The sequence below is a fragment of the Chryseobacterium amylolyticum genome, from assembly GCF_051011775.1.
Taxonomy (GTDB): Bacteria; Bacteroidota; Bacteroidia; order Flavobacteriales; family Weeksellaceae; genus Chryseobacterium.
Genome location: NZ_JBPCHX010000001.1, coordinates 647,292 through 669,812, shown reverse-complemented (window position 1 = coordinate 669,812; position 22,521 = coordinate 647,292). Strand labels below are relative to the sequence as shown.

Genomic DNA, 22,521 nt, shown 5'->3' with positions numbered 1-22,521 from the left:
GTTTGATCAATAGAACAAATAAAATTAAACCAAATGAGTTTGAATCATATCAATCTGGTGGTAAAGGATGTAGACAAGGCTTTGCATTTATTTACAAACTATTTCGGCTTCAGCACAATCGTTAACCGAAACAGTAAAATGGCAGTCCTGGAAAACAGAGACCAATTTGCCCTTGTGATCTGGGGACAGGTATTGAATAAAAAGGAAGATATACCTGAGTATCCCGAGAATTTCCATATCGGATTTTATCAGCAAGATCAGGAAGCTGTCTGGAATATGTACAGAAAGCTACGGAAGGAAGAAAACTTACGGTTTGAAGGAGAACCGAAATCGATCAGAAATACGTTTGGGTTCTATTTCTATTTTGAATATCTCTTGATAGAAATCAGTGTGAACCCCTTCAATGAAAACGTTGAGTGATTTGTACAAGCTTATCGATCGAATCAGTTTAGTGCATGGCAATAATATATTATCAACGCAACAAAATTTTATTGTGTAATGGCATACTTTGATGTGTAAAATTATTTTGCCAATGATATACTTTAGTGTGCAGAATTACTTTGCTTTTTATTAAAAATTAAGAATTAAAGATGGTTTAACTTTTATTGCTGTTTCGTAAATTATGGTGAAGAACTAAGGTATTAACCATATCCAGGTTGTTATAAAGCCCATCAATCAAAAGACGTACGGAATTCCAAAGGCGAGAGCCCGGTCCTCACCCTAAACATCTTGCTGAATGACTGCGGATGCTCAAACCCTAGTTCATAGGCAATTTCAGCAACCGTCAGGTCAGTGTTGGTTAGCCTCTCCTTTGCTTTTTCAATGACCTTGCCCCGAATGTACTGCTGTGCATTCTGTCCGATCAACGAGCGTAATAGGTCACTCAGATAGCCGGGTGAGATCTTTAGCTGATCCGAGAGGAATTGTACTGTTGGGAGTCCCTGATGTATTGATGTCTGAGTATTAAGGTAGTCATCGAGAATAGTTTCCGTTCTCTGGAGAATGTCGTTATTGACTGCTTTCCGGGTGATAAACTGACGCTTGTAGAACCTGTTGACATAGCTTAGCAGCAGCTCTAGCTGCGAAATTACGACTTCCTGGCTGAATTCATCCACGCGGCTGTTCAGCTCTTGCTCCATGATCCTGTAAACGGAAAGAATAACCTCTCTTTCACTATCGGAAAGATGGAGTGCCTCATTGGAGGTATAGGAAAAGTAACTGTACTGCTTTATTTTACGGGCGATGGGATGGCCCAGCAAAAAATCGGGGTGGATCAGTAAAATATAACAATAGGTCTCGCTGTTGTAATCCGTACTTCCTACTAACTGATTAGGCGCCATGAACAGCATGCTGCCCTCATCGTAATCATAATAGTTTCTGCCATACTTCAGCCTTCCTCTGTTTCTTGTAATAAAGGTGATCTTATAGAAACTCAGGACATCGTAGATCGGTGCCATTGACGTATTAAAAGGGTTGTCCTGGTTGAAATGGACAAGGCTGATCAGCGGATGCTGAGGTGCCGGCAGTCCAAAAGCCTGATGACTTTCCGATATCGATATAAAGCGTACCAGTTTATCTTCTTTAGATTTCATACTATAAATGTATAAAAAACCTATGACCGGCGATCATAGGTTTTGTGTTAAAACTACCAAGGAAGGATGTTATCTTTCCCGCTGAAATCAGCAGGACCTGTAAAACTTCCCGTCAGAAGATCCTCTGCCAAAGCTACCCGGATCGGTTCCTTCGAACCTTCCTCTACAGAATCCGTTCCCTGAAAATTATTGAGCGCCGTAGCCGTAAATCCCGGACTTACCAGATGCACCTTGATGCCGGTGTTCTCCAGTTCAATAGCAAGGGAAAGAAAAATTCCGTTAAGTGCCGTTTTCGAAGCGCCATATACCGCATCAAAATTCGAACGGTAAGGGTTTTCAGGGTTGGAATTGATCGTCAGCGACCCTAGAGCACTGGAAACTGTGACGATCCTTGCACTTGGAGCTTTGTGCACTAGCGGCAAGAAAGACTGGGTCAAAGCTAGGGTTCCAAATACGTTGGTATCCCATACCTTTTTTAATTCGCTGATCGGTGCTATGCTCGCACGCTGTGCACCCATGATCTCTTCCAATGTACGTCCTGGAGTACCGGCATGAGAGACTGCGGCATTGTTGACCAGTAAGGTCAGGTATCCGTGTTCTTTTTCGACGATCTCCACCGCGGCACGGATAGACCCTGAATCCGTAATATCAAGCTGGATTGCTTTTGTTAATCCGCCCAGCTGTTCCACGGCTGCCTCACCCTTTTGCAGGTCACGTGAACCCACATACACAATATAGCCGTTTTCTACAAGGGCTTTAGCGATCTGGAATCCCACACCGGTGTTCGCGCCCGATACCAGTGCCACTTTATTTTCATTGTTTTGCATAATCTTATTGTTTTAATTTAATGAAGCAAAGATGGATATTAAAACTAAAATTAATGTAACCCAATCGAGACTACTTGAAGCCCAATCGAGGATAGGGTAATTTAATCTCATAAAAAAGGTGAAACTTCTGTAAAACGATCGTATTTTATTTCGTGACAAATAACAATATCTTTGTTAGGAATTTTTTTTGAATGATTTTCATCTATGTCAGAACAAGAAATCACTTATCCGGTTTATTCACCGGCCTCCGTCATTGGAATCTTTAGCAATGCTTTGAAGCTGAATGCTACGGTCAATATCATCTATCTGAAAGGTAGATATTCCTTCGGTGGGGGTAAAGCCTACGGTAATTATTTTTATGACCTCCTATTCTCGGAAGGTGACCACGTTTCAATAGGGGTTCGCATCTCTTCTCTGCTGAGAAGTAAGATGACCAATAATGAAATCTATACGCTCAGAGGGTTTATTGAAAAGAGCATCAAAAATTCATCTATCGAATTACGGTTTGTAGTGGACGAGATCATCCAGCAGGAAGAAAAATCTATATCGGAAGAGGAATTGCAAAGATATGAGCTGATCCAGAAAAAGCTTGAAACAGGATCAAAGGATCTTGAAACCCTTATTAGAGAGAAGATGCTGAAAGATGAAAAGGTAAAGATTGCCAATATTTATGGGAATAATGCTATTGTCCAGAAAGACTTTTCTGAAGGACTGGATGTTTCCGTGCAATATTTTGAGATCGATGACCATAGCTGTAATATTACCTCCTCAACGGCAATCATTTCCAAATTGAATGAAATCTCATCGATGGAGTATGATATAGTTGCTTTGGTAAGGGGAGGCGGTGACCGTCAGAGCATGGAGACGTTTAACAATATTCAGCTTTCTGAGCTGTTCATTGGACTTAATTCAGTAACTATTACAGCAATCGGACATACGGTCGATGAAACCCTGCTTGACAAACTTGCGGATAAACGTTTCCATTTACCCCATGATTATGGAGCAGGATTGCATGCCATAGCAGAAAAACTGTCTTTGGAAAGATCCAACTCAAGAGCTCTATTAATCGATGAGGTTAAAAAAGATGTTTCAAAACAGTTTTCTGAGCAGGTTAAAACCTTAACTGAACAACTGTCCAAAAGAAACGAAGAATTTCAGAAGCTTCAGGAATCGTCTGTCAAACAGCTTCAGGATACGCAGAAGAACTTCTCCGAGCAGGAGAAGCAACGAAAGGAGGAATTGGAAAGTTACAAAAAGGAGATCTCCGCCTTGCATGAAAAGAATTTGCAGTCTGCCATCAATGAAAAGACAGCCTCAATTAAGGCGCAACTGGAAACACTGAATAAGGATAATATTAGGCTTAATCAGGAATTACAAAATAGCAAAACTGATTATGCAAAGATCATCTTTGCATTTATACTTGCTTTGGCCATCGGATTTGTTTTGGCAAAGGTATTTTGATGTCTTGGTATTATATTCCTTAATACAGAGACTATTGATATCGATAGCCGCCCGATTAATTTCTACAATTTTAAAATTTATTACTTACTCTCACAAAGTGTGAGACCCTGGGTAATAAAATCTCCATAGGAAATCTTTAGCCCGGCCCATTTCGGATCATCGAGCCAGATCTCTTCGATCTTGCTGATGGAAGTGTCATTGTGTGAGGCTCCTTTCGCAGATCCATTCATGGCATAGACCTTTCCGTTACTCGTTCTGCCATAGATCTCTTTGTAACCAGAACAGTAGACCTCGATCTCATTGACGGAAAATGGCCATTCACCGATGTAATCCTGTTTGGTGAATTTAAGCGTGTTTTTTGTAGCAGGTGCACTACATGATAAAATTAATGATAAGATAGAAAGCAGGACTAGATTTTTCATAGTTGAAATGTGGAGCTTTAAAAGTAAAAAAACTATTAATTCTTCTTTTACGGGTTTCCGTATCAAGACAAATCCCGATTTTTATAGGGATTTGAATTATTTAATGATTTCAATTAAAAGTTATAGTGTCATTTAATTTTATTAAAATATTATTAAACTAGCTTAAAGCTTTCCTTTTGGAATTCTAAAGAGCTTCTCAACACGATAATTATAAAGTATTTAAAGGTCTTCTTCTTCTTTTTTCAATGCGGATAGGATTTCTGTTACCTTTTGGGGCAGTTCTCCTTCAAAGTATTCATTAACTAAAGGATTCTGGGACATGAATTGGCTGGTTAAACTGATCCAGTCATCAATTGAAACCGAACCGTTTATCTTAAATAATTTTTGTGATTGTGTCTTTAATTTGAAATTATTTTTGTTATTGAAGTTGAGATCGCTATCTCTCCTCTGAATATATTCTTCCTCGGTGTAGAAATGTATGGCACCGTCAAAGCGTCTGAAATGATTCTCTTGAACGTCAAATTCGGCATGAACATAGCGGACTGGATAATATTTTTCCTTATCAATCCATAGGAAGTGATTGTCTGTTTTAAATTCTTCTGATTGAAATACCTTGATCTTCTTTTGTATATCATTAATATTTTCAGTAGTTGAATACCATAAAATATCAAGCGAATAGCTTCCCGCAAAAAGGAAGTCAAGATAAAAATCAGTAAGCTCGGCTGGAGGCCGTAGTTTTACAACGCCATCGGATATTTCATGAATTGACTTCTTGAATTTTGCACCATACCATGTATCGTACTCCATGTACATTCTGCTGTCTACATTGATTCTGACTCTGTCTGGGTCAATGGCAATGTAAGTGTCATTGCTAGGTTGTTCCAATTTCCAAAAGAAATCTAAAAATTCTGGTGCAAAATTCGCATTTTTTGAATAACCTCTTCTGAAAAGATGGTTTGCCATAACCATAAAGTTACTTCCATAATAGTAACCTTCAAATTGTTTTTTAGAGAATTGTGCCTCCAAAGTTTTTGTGTTGATCAGTCCTTCTTTGTCCGGAACCATGTCGTGATTCAGCAATCGTACCAAGTCAGGAAACTCTGCAATGATTCCGATGGATTGGATATAGTCAATATTTGACAAGGAAATATTTATTCCCAATGTTTTACAGTGCGCAATGAATTGATCGATCAAAACTGAATTTTGCGCTAATTCAGTCTTTTTATCATCTTTCATCTTCTGTAATAATTTTTTATTTATCTCTTCAGGACTCATAAGCTTTAAGTTTTTAATAAACTAATTCATAACCTCTTTAGCTGTTAGCCAATAACCATTTTTGTCGGATCTGTTTAACCACTCAACTAATACAATTTCTGCTATGAATTCTTGCAAAAATCCACCATAGATTCAATGTAGTAGCTATGTTGTCAAACTTTTGTCAGGTACTTTTATTATTTTTCAAATAATTTTTCAATTTCACCCTCAGAAAAATCAACATACATAAGTCCCCAAAAAGAAGGAAGAACAATAGAAAATTTTTCTCTTAACAATTTAACTATGATGTCAAAAATTAAATTCATTGATTCTTTTAAATGCATTGGTGATTTGGGTGGTTCATGATTAGTCCGTCCATGTCGTGCAAAAAAACCTAATACTTCGTAGTTATTTGCTGTATGAGTGAAACGATTTAAAGGGGTCGAAAATTCTTTTAAAAATTCATTGTCATCAATTGATTTTAGATAAAATCGTATATCGTCGTAAATAATATAAAGCATTCTAAAATCTACTTTATTTGATAGTAGGAAAAATAAATTAGTTAAGAAGTCATCTTTTACAATTTCTGCAAACAAAGAATATATTGGATTGACAGGACCTTTGGGCGATTCGCTTTTGATCCCTTTGAGATTAATGTCAATTTTATAAAGCTCTGAATGACCTGACCGTGAAATGATCCTTCTTTCATCCAGATTGACTATTTCTAAAAGAGTAAAATATTGTTGATTATGTCTTGTCCTATCAAGTAATTTGTAAATTCCTTCATAGATAGAAATAATTTGATTTGCAGTATCATATATTTCTTGTACGTCTGTAAGTTCATTAAGTAGAATTGATGAAAAGCATAAAGTGTCGTTAAATTCGCTTTCTTCCACCCAAAAATAAGAATCATTAATTCTGCTGTTATTACTTAAATAGTTTTGAATGTGAAAATTTGTTTGTACAGTTATGCTATACTTTATTTCTCTTGTGATAATAGTTTCGGAGTGATCGGTCATAGTTTTTGTTTTGGTTTTTTGCTCTAACTCAAAAATCTATCTATTTTATAACAAAATGATATGCTATCAAGTTACTACAAAATTAAAATATAAATTCTTAAGATATTTGATATTTTTCATTCCTGATTTTTTAACGAAAAAGTTTCATACATCTATTCTTACGTTTAAAGTTTTTATATACACAAATTTATTAAAGTATGACTCACTGAAAAAGATCTTAAATTTCACTTAAAAATTCTTTCTGGATGATTAAATAATTTTTCATCAATATTTTATTCTTCTGAAGATAAATATTTTAATTATTTATCACCTTAATTCTTCTTAAGCCATAATAAACTGATCATAATTTCTACTGCCATAATTCTATCTGAGGCTATCCGATTTTCTATAGCAAATATATTCCGTGGTCACTGCTGAAAAAAATCTTTTTGGGTATCCGGGATCTCCGATCCCGGAGCCTCCGCAAAAAGATTTCAGGCTTACATCAATACACTTTCTTACTGTTTTTTTGGAATTGATTCCAGTTTTCCTTGTGCCTGCCTGAATGGTGAATCTGCATAGAAAAGTCAGAAACCTCACAAGATGCAAATGCAGTTCATTGAAATTTTGATCCTTATGATTAACCCTGGTATTATTTCATATATCTGAATGATTATAAAACATTCTCATCATATATCGTAAAAAGATCATTTGATCAGATGATACCATCTCTAAAACATTTGATAACCATTCGTAAAATGAATGACACGATCAGGTAAATAGAAAGGTCAAGATTTCCTTCAAGCTGCAATCTACAGGTTTTTTAACAGCAGGTGCGGGAAAAACATGTCTCCGCCGCACACGGAGCAATTCAGATGAAATTCAATATTGTCAACGAAATTAAGCTGAGCTATTCAAGAAAGGGAAATTGTGAAAGATCCATATCGTCATCAAGGGATGCGGTGGAGATTTTCAGGGCGCATTTTGATGCGGAGGAAATGGATTATCGGGAATCTTTCTTTGCCTTGTATCTGAACCAGTCGAATAAGGTGCTGGGGATTAAGAAGATCTCCGAATGCGGGATTTCTTCCACACTGGTGGATGTACGGATCGTGATGCAGGCAGCCTTGCTTTGCAATGCCTCGGCAATGATTGTTGCCCATAATCATCCTTCAGGAAATCTGAAACCATCCTCCTGTGATATCAAAATGACTTCCCAGATCAAAGAGGCAGCAAAGATTCTGAGCCTGACTCTGCTGGATCATGTGATCCTGACGTCGGATTCTCATTTTTCCTTTGCGGATGAGGGGTTGATATAGATTCTTAAAAGCTGTCTTGGAATGTCAAGCAAAGCTCTAAGGCTTTTACAAAGCAATAAAATTATAAAAGTTGGGAGTTTATGAGAACGGATTCTTCTAAGACAGCTTTTTCCTTCAGATTCATTTTACAATGTTGTTGAAATACGGCAAATCCTATCCTTTGCAGAATCTATCACACCATTGCAGGTATTTCAAACAAGTTTGTACATTAATTTTAATTAAAGACTAAAGACAATAATAACAACTCATAAAATCAACGTTATGAATAATACAATCAATAGCACATCAATTTCAGAAGCCAATACCTTATTGGTTCTTCATCACAGTACTAATTCCGTTGGAATGGTTCAGAATGTCAATCAAAATGGACATCTTATCGATGTTGCTCCAGATTCTGCTGGTGTCGATTCAATGATACGGATCGATTCTTCAGCAGAGTCTTTTACTGAATTCTATGCGGATTTTTATAATCAGCTTAAAAATCCCGAAGCCTATTCATTTTTTAAGGTGACAGAATTTGAAGCGGTGGATACTGCGCTGGAATTACAGGATTATATTGATAGTTCATCATCTGTTAATAGAGAAGACCTGAAGCAGTATGAGGTTTCGATCGATACTGTTGAGGTTTTGAGGAATAAAAAGAATTTGGAGAGTGATAGCTCAAATGGAATCAGTTATTTTTCAAAGATACGATCTGCTGAAGTCATTAACCCGAGATACCGTTATCAGATTGAAGATGTCGATTGGAATGCGGTCGCTAAGATTGGAGTTGATCGGGAGATGTTGGAAAAGATTAATGTTTTGGATGAGTTATTGAAGGGATTTAAAACTTCAGTGTTGCTTCCTCTACGAAGTGATGACGGGGAAGAGGGAGGTACTGTTAATGCCAGGTTACAGTTAAAGTTAAATGACAATGGGGAAGTGGTGCTTCACGTTTACAGATCACAAAAAATGCCTGATTTCAGGAAAAAATTTTTGGGTCATAAGTTTTCAAAAGAGGATCGATTAAATCTTCTGAATATCGGAAATATAGGCAGGGTGGTGCATCTTGTTAATCCTGTCACAGGAGAATTGGTTCCGTCATTGATTAGCAGGGATAAGCTGACCAATGAACTGTTTTATTTACCAATGGATTTTGTCAGAATTCCTGCCGTGGTCTGTGGCGTGGTTTTGAGTTCGGAACAGCAGGGGGTTCTTCGTTCGGGAAAACCTTTGTTTATTGAAAATATGTTATCTAAGAGTAAAAGGCTTTTTAATTCGACGTTGCAGTTTAATGCAGAAAAGCAGTGGTTGGAGTTTTTCTTCAATAAGAAGTTGAAAGTACGGAATGATGAACATAGCTTTGAGTTTGTAGTTCCTTCGACTTTTAGGGGGATGAAGCTTCGTCGTTGGCAGATTGAGAAATTAAAGGCAGGGGAGATGGCTTATATCAGTGGGTTGGTGAGTGAAAAAGGGAGAGGATATCAGGGGTATATTCGTTTTGATAAGGAGGTTGGGAGGATTGTTTTTTCTTTTAATAAAGCGATTGAATAATATTTCTTTTTTTGGTTTTAATAGTCGCTCGAGTGCGCCATTTAGAATATTAAATTAAAAACCTGCAAAGATTAAAGCTTTGTAGGTTTTTTAGTTTTTTCTGGAAAATGTTGCGGCAAAAATGCAATTCCTCTCTATGGTCGGAATCGCATTTTTGCGGAATTTGGAGCAACCCCATTTCAAAAACATTGCAGGGTATAGCTTTTCTATATTTTTTGAAAAAAGGTTGCGAAGGTTTAGAATAATTATATCATTTTTAGATCCCTGTTGTTTATCTTGATGAATGATGTTTTGCCCATATTCTCTTTGACTGGTTACGGGAATGAGACCTGTAGGTAGCCAAATAATCTAATAGTATTGGCTTTTTTAATATTAAAAATATCCTATCTCAGTCGTTATACTTTTCTTTCATTATTTTAACTTTTTCCATAAGCTCATAATCGTCTTTTGTATGAGCCACAGAGTACATTAAGTTAAATATAGGATGTGGATAACCTAATACTTTCACATTTAGCTCCGTAAAAATAGTAAAGGCAATCTCGGAAGCCCGGTATGCATTTTCTAACTCTCCATTGAAATAAAAGGATTCTCCAAGTTTGGTAAAGTAGTGCATTAGAAAAGCGTCATTTCTATTTTCTTCCGGAAGTTCGTTATGCAGATTAATAGCAAGTTTAAAAAGTTTTATGGCTTCTGGGAAATTTAACACTTCATAGTTGGCTAATGCCAAAACCTGACATTGAATAGAAATGGAAAAATCATCATAAATATTGTGTTTCTGTCTTAAATTCTCAAGATTCTCAAAACACTCCTGGAAACGGTCCATCTTTCTTTGTTGTATAAACAAGTGACAGAGGTTACAAATGGACACGAACAATTTAGGGAGGTGCTCTTTATGAAGACTTAAGATTGAGACTGACTTTTCAAAATATTCAAAAGCCTGATCCATATTACCGTCAGCTGCAAGTGCGATTCCGTAATTATTGGCTATTAATCCAAGAAGAGGGTCGGTTGGTTCCAGGTGGTTTTCCGCACGTTCAAATAAGCTCGTCCACTTAGCAGTTATATGATCTTTCCCGAGCCAGTTATAAATATGTAAAACCTCATTTTCCAATTGTAGCAAAGGTTGATAAATCGTCCCACGATGTGGTTCATTGATCACATTAAGGATTGCTTCTCCAAATTTTAAAAACCGTAAAGCAAGTTTAAGATCCTGATCTGAACCTTTTTTAAGCATCTTTAAAAGACACCATATGTTGTGAAGTTGGCTTAAAAACGGCAGTTCCTCTGCGCGTTCCTGATAGATGATAGAATCTCTCAATACTTTATGCATTGTAATTTTGGAGCCTTCGCGTTCAATTAATCCTTTAGCATGCAATCTATTAATCGCATTCGTTAAATTTGTTCTGCTTTCAGACTTGTATTCTTCTCCAAACCAATCAACAAGATCATTAAACTGCACATCTTCCAAAGGCAGCATTGCAAAGAAACTTAGATGATACGCATCAAACGGTTCTATCTTGCTTAGGCTGAATGTCTGATTTAAAATCTTTAAAAGATTGAGTGATTGTTCACCATCATTGGGAATGTCTATTTTGAGATTATCATCATCCAGACTTTGCTGTTCAAAATGATCCAGCATAATATCCAAACTAAGATCAAAACTATATTTAATTGTTTTAGCAACTAAGCCAATAACCAACGGATTATATTCTACATATTTAAATAAAGATTTAAATTGCTCGTCTGCAATATCAGCAGCATTGTCGAAATTACGGTAAACTGCCTTAGATTCCTCAAAACTTAATTTTTTTATGGTTAAAGTTTTTACGTTCTCCAGTCGTAATCTCGTACCAATGATCATTTTCCAATTCGCTAAACACTGTAATTCTGCCATTTCGGCTTCGGTACTATCGTAGCTATCGACTACAAGCAAATTATTACCTGTAATCTGATTCAGTTTGTTTATGATTAAACCAAACCTGCATGAGAATTCATCGGGATTTAAAGCAGGTAAATCGAGATTTATGGCTAACTGCTCGTGAAAGTTCAAAGTGTTTACCAGGCCCGTTTCAACATTGATCCAAATGATGTGATCATAATCCTGAACATATTTTGAGACATAAAGTTTTAACAATGAAGATTTTCCCATTCCTCCATTGCCATTTACGATAACATGTTTGTTATCTTTAAGAAGATCGTAAAGATCAGCAATCACGATTTCCCGTCCAATCATCATTGATGAATTGATGAAGGGGATAGGGGTTATCATTTGTGGAATCAGCTTCTTGCCACTTAGCCCTTCAAGTTTTTCTCCATGTAGTTTCTGTATATCTATCAGACCATCGACCGTTTTCTTTATGACAGCGACATCTTTTTCAAGAACATCAACTCGTGAATGAAATAATTTTGTAAAGCGCAGATCTATATAATGTACTATTTCATAATCATTTGATTTCAGTAGGCCATCTAAAATGCTTTTGTTAACTTTTCTTTTATCTGGATCTGTTAGCTGAGATATACGATAGATCTCACTTAAAAGAACATCGAAAAGTAGTTTTTTTGGTCTTTTTTCAAAAGTAGGATGATCTAAATAATTATTGATGTCAATAATTATTTTATCGATAGCTTCTTCGGTAGGTACTTCTTGGAAATCCCACTTTACTTTACTCACAAAATCATGGATCAAATTCTCATCATCGAGTAATTTCTGAAATAAAGATAAATGGCACTCCAAGGCTTTTTTCTCATCATCCGAAATTGTTTTTTTTGCTAGAGAGTTCTGAATCTTTGAACTGATCTGTAAAAATAAAATGTCAGCCACGATCTGTGCACATTGTTGAAGGGTTTCTTCTTCAATATTGTCTTGCTCTGCAACCCATCTTTGTAGCAATTGCTCATTTTCTGAAATTTTAGTATTTGTAATAAAGTGAAAAAGTACTGGTGTTGAACTGTTATAGTGCTCGAGATATAAGCTGAAGAAATTAAATAATGACTTCTTTATCTCGATTGATTTAAAACTGAAAACTGAGGAATAGCATTTAATCTGCGTAAACACAAGTTGCTCACCTATCTCTTGGATATCCTCCTCAACTTCGGTTTTAATGTCATCTTCAATACCATTGACATAGTTACCCAGCCATTTCAAGACAACATGTAAATACTGATAGTAAAAACCACGATTGGTTGCAATTGCATCGCGATTGATTTTAATGAAACTTAGTAAATCGGCTGTGATTATTGGGGCTGACAATGCTTTCAGAAACTAGAGATTTATAAACTACAGTAAGAACAATTCTTAGTATGCGTAGATATCATCAAGGTCATCAATAAAATAATTATCGTTGTGGATTTCTTTTATTGGATTATCATAAAGTAGAAAAGCTTTGATTTGTGGCTCAAGAATTACAGTGTCTTTAGTAATGATATTGGATTTGATTTTTTCTCTTAATTCCATTAACAGTCTTCCCAATGCATTTTGTCCTTTTAATAAAGTAGGGGTTAAAGGTGAAGCTCCCCATATAGTATCTTTTTTAGAAAATTCTACTATTGTTTTTTCACCCGTACTTAATAACAATTCCGAAAAATTATCGAAGTTTTGAATCAATTTAACTTCAAGACACCATTTCATCACCTTAAACTTTACGCTATCCCAATCTTGTCTGCTAAACTGCTGATACTTCCTGCTTACAGATTTTGCATCCATTGGATTTTTAGTTTCAATAATTTCCTTCTGAATCATTGGAAACAATGGAAATTTGCAGGCCTGATAAAGAATTTCTGTACTTTGAATATTAACTTCGTTAATAAACAAAGAATAACCTGGAGCCATATTGGATAGGCCTCCAAATTTATTTTCAGTCTTTGCAAAAGTTATAATTTCTTTTGTATTATATTCTCTAATGCTAGGATTCATAGTGCTAATTTAAACATTTTTTCTTTATCCCCTGTTAGCAACAGGAAATAAAGGTATCCAATCATGACCAGGAACCTGCCACCAATATACTAACGGACAGTTGTTGGGAATATTTCGCCATGTAAAAAAATGAGTTCCTAACCCAAATATCTTATATGCCGGATTTATAAGACCTAATGGTCTGAGATTAGGCTTGACTTCGCCGGCAATCATGTCAATAATATCAATCCCTTTTTCAGTAATTATATTTTCATATTTTATTCTGTTTTCAGAGTTGGTGAAAAATGTCTCGTTGACAGGAGTGTTCATTCTTCTATAGGCATAATCTTCGTGCTTATCAGCGCTAAGATTCTCCAGGTAACTGTTGATTTTGGTATTGTTTCCTTTAACAGGCTTTGCGACGTTAAGCTTTTGATCAGAGTATTTTGCATGATTCTCAATTTCATAATTCAAATACCAATTGATTTTTCTGCTTACTTTATCGCTAAATGTCTTTGTGATTCTATATTCTTGAAATGCTCGGCCCCATGAATGTAAACAAAAAACACTTACGCTAAGCGTGATTTCATTGGCAGCCAATTTTTCGTGATTTTTTTTCTGTTGGTCATCTTCTTCATTTAAGAAGTTTATCACATCTCTACCAATAGTACTTCCAGAAGCTAAAATATCATCAAAATATATATAATGTGTTTTAGGAAAAGTGCTGTAATCCATGTAAGAAAGAGAATATTTTTCTTCTAAAACTTCCTCTAATAGTTTTAAAATTGCGGGCTGGCTTTTGTAGGAGTGTTGTACATTTAAGAATTCCGTATCCATTAAGAACTTAGAAACACTATCAAATCCAAATAATTTTAAATACACTTTGATATGGCTAAGAATATATTCTTTAGCAGTATCTCTTGAAATATAGACAAACGGTAAAATATTATTGAGCTCAGTTAAAATAAGTTCAGCATCGTCACCAAACTGTTCGCTCCATTTTAAAATTTTCTCTGGTGTTATCTCTATTCCGTCGTGAACACGATAATCTTTTATGATCTCATAAATACTTTCAACAAGAGTCTTCATTAGTGGTTTTTAGTCATATTTTCAAAAATAATAATAAAACAGTATTTATGCGTTGTTTTTTTTAGAATTATAAAATTTTTCATACTCTGTAAATACATCAAATATTTTTACAATTGCCGCTAAATTTATGTAATTCTTCCACTTCAAATTATATTCCTTGAAATTTCCATGAATTATTTGATTTCTGTCATCCTTATATTTTCTAACGAGAAAATTCAACATCACAGATAAATTAATCTTGATTTCCTTATCTTCGTCTGTCATCAATTCGTTAGAGTCATTTTTTAAATGTTCGACTAAATCATAAAGCTCAGATTCGGTAATTGTGTGCTTACTAAATTTTGATAATCTTTTTTCAATTCTTTTTTGTGCAGATACATGCATCTTATGTTTTTTACGAAGTTGATTAAGCGAATTATCGTTGACGTCTTTATAATGTACTAATGCTTCTGAAAACATAATAGGAAAATCATTAAGCCATTTGCCTTTCGTTATTAAACTTTCTAATGAAGTAAACTTATTGTAGATGTATTCATTTATTTCATCATCATTTAAACTTGGATTTTGATTTTGGTAAATTCTCCTTGAAAAAAGTCTGACTAGGCTTTCACACGCTGTAATCAATAGAATACTACTTGCGACGAAACTACTGTTATTTGATAACTCGACAGCAACCTCAAGAACCGAAACGATCTCTTGAAATTCCTTGTCACACTTCATAGCAGGCAATATCCTATCAGCTATCTCGGTAATTTTAGAGGGAAGAAACTTTTCAAGAATACTAATGTCTTTTCTTTTAAGATAGATATCAATGTAATCTTTAACATACCCATCCGTCAACCACGAAATATCAAGCAATAAATTTGATTCTGGGGATAATCTCGCAATATCAAATATTATAGATTCAGTTTGGATTTGCATCATTGTGACATTGAAAAGCTGAGACAATTCCTGTGTACTAATCTTGCCATCTTCAAATTTTGACTTTAGATTACAATATAATTCGACTTGATCAGGATGTCGGTCATGATTTATTTTTTGGATAATCTCTTTTAGCTGTTCGATGGAAATTTCACTTTTTTTTTCTATCCATTTTTTATTATTGTCAAATCTTAAATTCTTGTACTTGTCGAGAGTCTCATTCGCAATTTTTTTTAATTCCTTTAATTCCTTAATTCTTTCTTCATATTTCATAAGATGAAAATTATTTATTCTTATTAATATAATAAATCTCAGATCTAAATTTTCAATACTAGTTATTTTAACTTAAAATGATCTTCAGTTTTTTCTAAGTACTTTTTAAAACCTTTAGTGTCTCACTAATGAGTCTATAATGTTAATATATTTCATTTAAGATATTCTCTCCATCGGCTCTCATTTTGCTGGCAAGTGGTATTACTTAGGCTTATTTTGTTTTTCAATGTATAAATTCCAGAAAAGATCCATTTCTTCTTTAATATCTTTAAGCTTTTCTATGGAATATTCAATTGATCTTGTAACAGAAATTTTATCACCCCTCCAATCTATTGGAGTTACTCTTTTTGTAATCATTTGGGAAAGATCAAAACGATAATCTTTCAGATTTTCAACAACCTTACTGATCTCATTTGTTATTGTATTAGCATAATCCTGAGTGAAGTTTTAAAGTGAGTGGATTTTCAACAGACATTTCAAAATCAGGTAAGATTGTATTTAGAAACAGTTCAATTTTATCAATTATTTCGTAGCCTGCTTTCACTTTTTTCCCTTCAAGAATCTCACGAATATAACTATCTGAGATACCTATTTTTTTGCTATACACAACAGATTCTCTATATCCGACAATTTTAGATAAAGCTTCTTTAACTCTAGCAGTTTTATTTATTCTGTCTTGTTGGATAGCATCATATATTCTATTAATTTCATTTTCAGATGGAGTGGAATGCATATATTCATCCCATTTTTCTAGTGGAATAGATACTCTATAAGCTAACAACTGTCTTCCATTAATTTGCTTTTTAATATCTATCCACCTGGTTTTAATTTGTTTAGGAGTAAGAGGTTCTGGGTTCATAGCCTATTATAAGTTTTTGATAGTGTTGTAATTGAAGTATTAATTTGTTGGAACTTCATATTTTAAAAAATTGGCAAGCACTCCGGAAGGCGTTTTAGCATTTTTATTAAGAATCTTGGTATTGGCGAAAACAATGAAATTATCTTTTGCTCTGGAGACAGCTACATTTAGCATATTGGGCTTATTATCCCTATCGAAGAATAGTGTCCCTTTGTCTTCATCACCGTACACCATCGAAAATAAAACAATGTCTCGCTCTGCACCCTGAAGTGCATGAACCGTTCCTATTTTAAAATCATCAACGTTAAAGCCAGCATTTTTTAATGTGTTTTGCAGAAGATATTTCTGTCCGGTAAAGGGAGTAATAATTCCTACAGCCTTTTCAATCGGTCCATATTTTTTCTCAATCGAAACTTTATTTTTTATCAGCCATTCAACAATTTCTTTTGCCTCATTTGAATTAAATCTACTTCCATTATTACTTTTTGTCGATTGCCCTTCTACATGTATACAATACATTGGAGCAAAAAGAAGATCTGATGAAGCTTTTCCTCTTAATGGAACCAACTGACCGCCATAAGCTAAAACATTGCAGTAATTAATAATTTCATCATAACATCTTCTGTGCTCAGTAAGTAAAACTCCTTTTTCATGTAGTTCTGCCTCTTTAAATCCAGAAGCATTCTGAGCTATTTTCATGATGCTTCCGGTGGAGGAAAGGAAGCCTTTCGGATCATATTCTTTTTCATAAATAGTATCATCGTAATCTGTAATAATCTGACATTTCTTAAGATTGCCAATATCGATTTTGTTGATAATATTCCAAACGGGTTCGATTTGTTTAACGTCTCCTACAACAACAGCTTGTTTTGCCAAGGCGAAAGTTGCAACTCCTACTTCAGGTGAGACCTGTCCGGCTTCGTCAACAATAAGCAGATCTATGAAATCAAAAAGTGGGGGAGTATCGTATATATTTTTTCCGTCTTCCGCTTTTTTAAAGAATTTATAAAAACTAAAAAATTTCGGAGCCATAAAGAAAGTGCTTACAAAACATGGAGTAAGCATAGCATGTCTTTGCCATCTCATCATCGCAGGTTCTTTGCCTTTTTTATCGAAGTTAGATTCATAGAGGTTGCTTTCTAATTCCATCAGATATCTGGCTTCCCAGTAATGTAAGGCCAACTGAAATGCTTTATGTCGTAATGTTGTGTCCAGCTCATCATAGAAACAGTTTGCCGGAATTTTCTCACTAATTTTAATTAACTCAAAGTCCCAGTACTCTTTTTCCGAAGATGGAGGGTTACCTTTTATTTTATTATCTTTTTTCCAAATTTTCCACTTTTCGATTGTATCAACTATTTTCTTAGCAAGGCTTATTTTGGAATCAATTTTATGAAGAATTTCTGTTTTTTTTAAAATAAAATCGTTCGTGATTACAATCAAAGAATCTCTGAGAATGATTTTGATCTCACTGGATCTGTTTTTTAAAGCTGACTTCAAACCTAAAAAACAAAAGATTTTTCTGAAAAAAGGTTCTTCTTTGAAGTAGGAAATTATTTGCTGCTCAATTAGCATTAAATGCTGAATGTCAGTTATTAATAGAGACTCATTTAAGATACCTTCTTTATAGTAAAGATCGGAGGATGATGAAGGTAAATATTCCGATTTAAATTCATTTTCAGATCTTAAATAATCTTTCCAGAGCAAACCTGCTTTTTTAAAACTTTCTTCAATAGCAATAATCTCATGTTGAAGACCTTGTGCCGAGTTGGCAAGCGTTAAAACGGCTTTGTTAAGATAGCCTTTACTTTTTTCCAAGAAGTATTCTTTGGCGAGGCTAAAATATTCTTGATTTTCAATTTTTCTAAAAATGCCTTGCCCATCCAGTTTTTTATAGTTTATTCCTTTTAGCTCTGCTTCAGTTTTACGAGTAGATGGTAAAAAAGTAGCATAGCCATCAACCTCAGGAAGCCACCTTCCCTGTAGTTTCCCTTCCCTTGTATTAGTACGAGCAAAACTATCGATTATATTTGTTACTGCCTGATTATTGGTAGAGCAGGCAAGGATTATGGGAGCATTTTTCCCCTTTATGGCAGCTGCCACAACCTTGGTAGCCACAATACTTTGAAGTAACGTTGTCTTTCCGGTCCCAGGTGGACCATTTACCGCAAAAACTTTATCATTCGTGCTTAAAAGAGTATTTAAACTTTTTCTCTGAGATATTGATAATGGGAAACCAAATCCCATCTGTCCTAAATGAAGTTCGTTAAATTCAATACAGTCAGGAACTGAAACAGGAAGTTTCTCGTTATTGTTTTTTAGGGTAATCAATGCCTCTAAAAGTAAAGGAGTATTTTTATTTTTAAGAATTTTATCGTACAACTTGATGATACCATCAGCAGCATTAATGTCTTCTTTAGGAATTAGAACCAGTCCATTATATATTGTTTCATATCCCTCTGATCGATACTCGTGAAATTTTTGACTAGTAGCTTTTTCAAATACATTGACTACATTGTAAACATATTCAGAATAGCTATTATAATCCTCTCTTCCTAAAGTTGTCGCGTGGTCAACATCTTCTACGTTGCCAAAAATAAATTCATTTTTCTCATCTGCTAATGGCTCAAGGTATTTTCTTTGAAATAAAGGAAAAGTCTCTTCTGGAATGGATAATTTACCATCCCTATCGAGAATTGCATAAAACCAAAACGGGAATTTTGGTTTTTTATCTTTAAGATGAACTAAATGTTCGGGAAGAGGCATAAGCTTAAATGGAGCTATTACTACGACAGCATAATCAACATGAATCCACTCTTCGTTTTCTTTGCTTTTTATGCCTTTCTTCTCATTGATTCTTTTTTCTTCAAGATCGATTAGTGTATTAACTTTATCGATTTCAATAATTAACTGATTATCAATATTGAAATTATCAATTTCAAAAAAAAATGATTTTTCTATGTCAATATCCGTATATAAGGAATCGGATAAGCTTTTTTTCCAATAGGTCAGCCATTTTTTATGTTCAGTGAGCATTTGTGATTTTACTTTTTAATTTAATAAGTGTTCAGATTTTATCTAAGGAGCTATAAGAAGTACTTTTTATAAAAATTTTGTAGTCGACGAAAAGCCTCATTACCATTAAACCCTAAGCCACCAATGTTGGGTTTAAACTCTATGATATCTTCTTTTTCAATAATGTTTACCAAATTATTTTCTAATTGCTCTATTTTTTCTAGGATTTCTGTATTTGATGTTGCGGTATTTTTTAAGAAATTAATTATAACATTGTAGTTTGGATTTATTCCGAGATGTGAAAGCAAACTAATTACTTCATTTTGAATATTAATATCCCAATGTTCCTTAAATTTAGAAGATAAAGCTAGGGTCCAAAGCTCATCCTTCAATTTTAGTGAAAAATCAGATGGATAATGAACGTCTGGAGGAAATAGCAAATATTCAATGAAATATGCCTTTTTAAATGGTTTTACTATGTGTGTAAGAGACTTTAAAAATTTTTGTAGTGCAAGTTGTATATTAAATTCTTGATTAGCATCTATATAAACATGAAGGATCTCAATAATTTGGTCAATACTATTTATGTCTTTGATCATAAACGAATTAACTAACTCTTGACAAAGTTGAAAGCCTTCATTATCAATTGTAGAATGAGATGTCAAAATTTTCAATTCGCCATCTTTGCAATAATAAATTCTCATTCCTTTAGATCTGTAAATATATTTCATTTCACCGAATGCAGAAGCGTATATTCCATCATAAATCATTATTCCTTCATCTTCATAAAATGAAATTTCGGATTGCGAGTGATTATCTCTTTTATCTATCTGTTGTTTGCTATTGTGTTCAAAATATTCTCTAGAAGCATAAATTATATAAGGAACTTTTTCAAATGAATCTTGTTTAACGTCGAGTAATTTAAATGCAGATTTGAATGTTTCTATAAGAAATTCATCCGATGAATCTTTCGAAAATAAGCAGCCGATTAATAGGTATTCTAAATCAATAATTTGAAACATAGTAATTTTTATTTATTTATTAATAAAAACATTATTTACTTCTTACAGCCTTTTTTTAAATTCAACAGATACTTTTTCATTGAAATTAAATTAATAATAAATCTGGAATTTGAAAGCACTATTAAAAAGATCTAAGTGTTATTTTTGTATTTTTGACCACGTATTTGAAAAGTAAAGTCGACCTCAGTTTTATGGGTTTTCTTGTTCAGTATCTTCAAATGGATCAATTATATTATATTGTGGTTTATTAAAATATGGATAATTTATATTTAATATACCTGTTTTATCTGCTTCGTCAACAAAGATTGTGAATGTAGGATCTTCGTGCGTTCCCAAAACTACATTTTCTATTTGAGTTATAGAATAGATTCTAAAAGTTGAATTATACATGTACAGAGTAGGAGTGTTAATAATAAAAATACCTTCGATCTCAAAATCTAAGATATCAATGAATACACTTTGATATTTTTTATCAAAATGATTTTGGATTAGTTGTTTATTTTTTTTAAACCAAGTTACCTTTCTTTCTAAAGTTTTGTTGTACGGCTTTTTACCAGAAACAAAGACATTATAATCATTTCTTTGATTTGGAGTATCATATCTTCCAAGAAGATGCTTACAATCTGCTATAAAAATTTTTTTTAATTTTTCTGAAATTATAATGAAATCTATTTCACCTACTTCTTCATTATTAATGTCAACGTTATCTATAGATTTCAAATTTCTTTCATAATATATTTTATTATGAATCAGTTTTTCTTCAACTGCATCATCAAGCCATTTATCGTGTGCATCCTCCTTTTCATTCACATATTTTCTAAAACAATTATTTTTTAGCCATTCTTCTGGTGCCTTCCCCCATGGAATTGCGTTAGAAGCGAGCTGTATAAAAGTTTCACTCCAAGAATGTTTGCCAACTAGCGCATAGTCTTCACCTTCTATATTCCATATAATTATTGGTTTATATAAATATCTATTTAATTTATAGGGTTTACAAGCTAAATCTAAAAGAGGCATTTTGTTTGATTTGTCTAATGTCAAACCTTTAAAAAAAAGTTTAGCATTTTCTGAGTCGACTCCAAACATTGCTGAAAGATTAAGCGGAAAAGCGTCCCAATTTACACCTACTACGTCACCTCCTTTACTTTTATTTTGTTCATGAATGGAAGCAATTATATGTCCAACATTATCATAGCTAATATCAAAACAATTCTTTAGAGCTTGTTTCAAATCAGCAAGCCCAGCATACTCTGTATTGTCAACTACTGCTTTTGTTAATTGTCCACCGAATTCTTGCTTTATATGTTGAAAAATAAAATCATAATGATGTTTTCTCGAAAAAACATAAAGATCATCTTCAAACCTAATCTCATTAATATCTTCTATCATTGTTTGTTCTGCATATAAACTTACACAGGTCAATATCATTTCACCAAGAAAAAGCAAATCATTTAGTTTATTTTCAATGCGAGTCTTGAGTGCTATAGTAGAAGCCTCTTGATTATGCATTTTAACTTCACAGCCCATTTCCAAAATATATTTTAATACTCTTCTATATTTTGCAATGTAATTAAAGTCTATTTCACTATCTTGATTATTCCTCTCATCTGAAAAATTATAGACTATTTCAACGCTATGTTCATGAAATTTGAAAATATGTTGATAAAATCTAACTGAAGTTTCATTTAAGCAAATTTCCCTAAATTTTTCAACAAAATAATCGAGACTAAAACTTATTATTTTTGTTGTTTCATCAATTGTGTAATCTTTCTTTCCGAAGGTATCAATAATTAATTTAGATAATTCTTTCCTGAACTTGACTTCGGAAGTTTTATCAGATTTAAAGATTAAATATTTTCCTTTTATTATTTGTACACTCATTTGCTGTTTACTTATTTGATATATTATGAAAGATGAAACTATTTTTTATAATTTATAATCTAATCCCTACTTTTAGACGATTATCCAATATTTGCAATTAATTACAGTTTATTAAAATCTAGTTGATATATAGGGGTATATAAGAAATAGTGAAAGATAAAAA

At 33.7% G+C, this 22,521-nt stretch carries 18 protein-coding genes; 4 read left to right on the top strand and 14 right to left on the bottom strand.

All coding sequences use genetic code 11. The annotated features are described in order from the left end of the window. Positions 1 to 33: 33 nt before the first annotated feature. The gene (locus ACR1PO_RS02980) at positions 34 to 420 is read left to right on the top strand and encodes a VOC family protein (RefSeq protein ID WP_142725973.1); all 387 of its coding nucleotides are present in this window, start codon (positions 34 to 36) and stop codon (positions 418 to 420) included. A gap of 251 nt (positions 421 to 671) precedes the next feature. Here the strand turns inward: ACR1PO_RS02980 and ACR1PO_RS02975 are convergent, their stop codons facing one another. Then, positions 672 to 1,457 carry a helix-turn-helix domain-containing protein gene (locus ACR1PO_RS02975; protein ID WP_433985774.1) on the bottom strand — a complete coding sequence of 262 codons (786 nt, stop codon included), beginning with the start codon at positions 1,455 to 1,457 and terminating at the stop codon, positions 672 to 674. A 188-nt stretch (positions 1,458 to 1,645) separates the two neighbouring features. Then, positions 1,646 to 2,419: an SDR family NAD(P)-dependent oxidoreductase gene (locus ACR1PO_RS02970; RefSeq protein WP_433985773.1), complete on the bottom strand. Its 774-nt coding sequence runs from the start codon at positions 2,417 to 2,419 to the stop codon at positions 1,646 to 1,648. Positions 2,420 to 2,623: 204 nt separating this feature from the next. On the opposite strand from ACR1PO_RS02970, the gene ACR1PO_RS02965 reads away from it, so the two are divergent. Next, positions 2,624 to 3,880: an exodeoxyribonuclease VII large subunit gene (locus tag ACR1PO_RS02965; RefSeq protein WP_433985772.1), complete on the top strand. Its 1,257-nt coding sequence runs from the start codon at positions 2,624 to 2,626 to the stop codon at positions 3,878 to 3,880. 80 nt (positions 3,881 to 3,960) lie between these two features. On the opposite strand, the gene ACR1PO_RS02960 is transcribed toward ACR1PO_RS02965, so the two are convergent. The 3 genes from ACR1PO_RS02960 to ACR1PO_RS02950 all read right to left on the bottom strand — a co-directional run bounded on the left by ACR1PO_RS02960 (position 3,961) and on the right by ACR1PO_RS02950 (position 6,575). After that, on the bottom strand, positions 3,961 to 4,302 hold the full coding sequence (locus ACR1PO_RS02960) for a DUF2511 domain-containing protein (RefSeq protein ID WP_142725977.1): 342 nt from the start codon (positions 4,300 to 4,302) through the stop codon (positions 3,961 to 3,963). A 219-nt stretch (positions 4,303 to 4,521) separates the two neighbouring features. Continuing rightward, positions 4,522 to 5,538 carry a hypothetical protein gene (locus ACR1PO_RS02955; protein ID WP_433985771.1) on the bottom strand — a complete coding sequence of 339 codons (1,017 nt, stop codon included), beginning with the start codon at positions 5,536 to 5,538 and terminating at the stop codon, positions 4,522 to 4,524. Positions 5,539 to 5,753: 215 nt separating this feature from the next. Next, a complete protein-coding gene (locus tag ACR1PO_RS02950; RefSeq protein ID WP_142725979.1) occupies positions 5,754 to 6,575 on the bottom strand; it encodes a hypothetical protein in 822 nt (273 codons plus the stop codon). Positions 6,576 to 7,429: 854 nt separating this feature from the next. Here ACR1PO_RS02950 and ACR1PO_RS02945 point away from each other — a divergent pair. Then, the gene (locus ACR1PO_RS02945; RefSeq protein ID WP_433985770.1) at positions 7,430 to 7,873 is read left to right on the top strand and encodes a JAB domain-containing protein; all 444 of its coding nucleotides are present in this window, start codon (positions 7,430 to 7,432) and stop codon (positions 7,871 to 7,873) included. Positions 7,874 to 8,134: 261 nt separating this feature from the next. After that, the gene (locus ACR1PO_RS02940) at positions 8,135 to 9,406 is read left to right on the top strand and encodes a DUF3945 domain-containing protein (protein WP_433985769.1); all 1,272 of its coding nucleotides are present in this window, start codon (positions 8,135 to 8,137) and stop codon (positions 9,404 to 9,406) included. A gap of 388 nt (positions 9,407 to 9,794) precedes the next feature. Here the strand turns inward: ACR1PO_RS02940 and ACR1PO_RS02935 are convergent, their stop codons facing one another. The 9 genes from ACR1PO_RS02935 to ACR1PO_RS02895 all read right to left on the bottom strand — a co-directional run bounded on the left by ACR1PO_RS02935 (position 9,795) and on the right by ACR1PO_RS02895 (position 22,358). Continuing rightward, the gene (locus tag ACR1PO_RS02935; protein WP_433985768.1) at positions 9,795 to 12,656 is read right to left on the bottom strand and encodes an NACHT domain-containing protein; all 2,862 of its coding nucleotides are present in this window, start codon (positions 12,654 to 12,656) and stop codon (positions 9,795 to 9,797) included. A gap of 45 nt (positions 12,657 to 12,701) precedes the next feature. Continuing rightward, positions 12,702 to 13,319, bottom strand: a complete 618-nt coding sequence (locus tag ACR1PO_RS02930) for an NADAR family anti-phage protein (protein ID WP_343658836.1) — start codon at positions 13,317 to 13,319, stop codon at positions 12,702 to 12,704. Positions 13,320 to 13,343: 24 nt separating this feature from the next. Then, entirely contained in the window at positions 13,344 to 14,387 is a 1,044-nt protein-coding gene (locus ACR1PO_RS02925; protein ID WP_286486948.1) for a phosphoribosyltransferase-like anti-phage protein, read from the bottom strand. A 45-nt stretch (positions 14,388 to 14,432) separates the two neighbouring features. Continuing rightward, entirely contained in the window at positions 14,433 to 15,581 is a 1,149-nt protein-coding gene (locus ACR1PO_RS02920) for a hypothetical protein (RefSeq protein ID WP_433985767.1), read from the bottom strand. A gap of 201 nt (positions 15,582 to 15,782) precedes the next feature. Beyond that, the gene (locus ACR1PO_RS02915) at positions 15,783 to 15,938 is read right to left on the bottom strand and encodes a hypothetical protein (protein WP_433985766.1); all 156 of its coding nucleotides are present in this window, start codon (positions 15,936 to 15,938) and stop codon (positions 15,783 to 15,785) included. A gap of 67 nt (positions 15,939 to 16,005) precedes the next feature. Beyond that, entirely contained in the window at positions 16,006 to 16,440 is a 435-nt protein-coding gene (locus ACR1PO_RS02910) for a hypothetical protein (RefSeq protein ID WP_433985765.1), read from the bottom strand. 39 nt (positions 16,441 to 16,479) lie between these two features. Beyond that, positions 16,480 to 19,476 carry an AAA domain-containing protein gene (locus tag ACR1PO_RS02905; protein ID WP_433985764.1) on the bottom strand — a complete coding sequence of 999 codons (2,997 nt, stop codon included), beginning with the start codon at positions 19,474 to 19,476 and terminating at the stop codon, positions 16,480 to 16,482. A gap of 50 nt (positions 19,477 to 19,526) precedes the next feature. Beyond that, positions 19,527 to 20,477 carry a hypothetical protein gene (locus ACR1PO_RS02900; protein ID WP_433985763.1) on the bottom strand — a complete coding sequence of 317 codons (951 nt, stop codon included), beginning with the start codon at positions 20,475 to 20,477 and terminating at the stop codon, positions 19,527 to 19,529. Positions 20,478 to 20,666: 189 nt separating this feature from the next. Further along, entirely contained in the window at positions 20,667 to 22,358 is a 1,692-nt protein-coding gene (locus ACR1PO_RS02895) for a hypothetical protein (RefSeq protein ID WP_433985762.1), read from the bottom strand. Between the last annotated feature and the right edge of the window lie 163 nt (positions 22,359 to 22,521).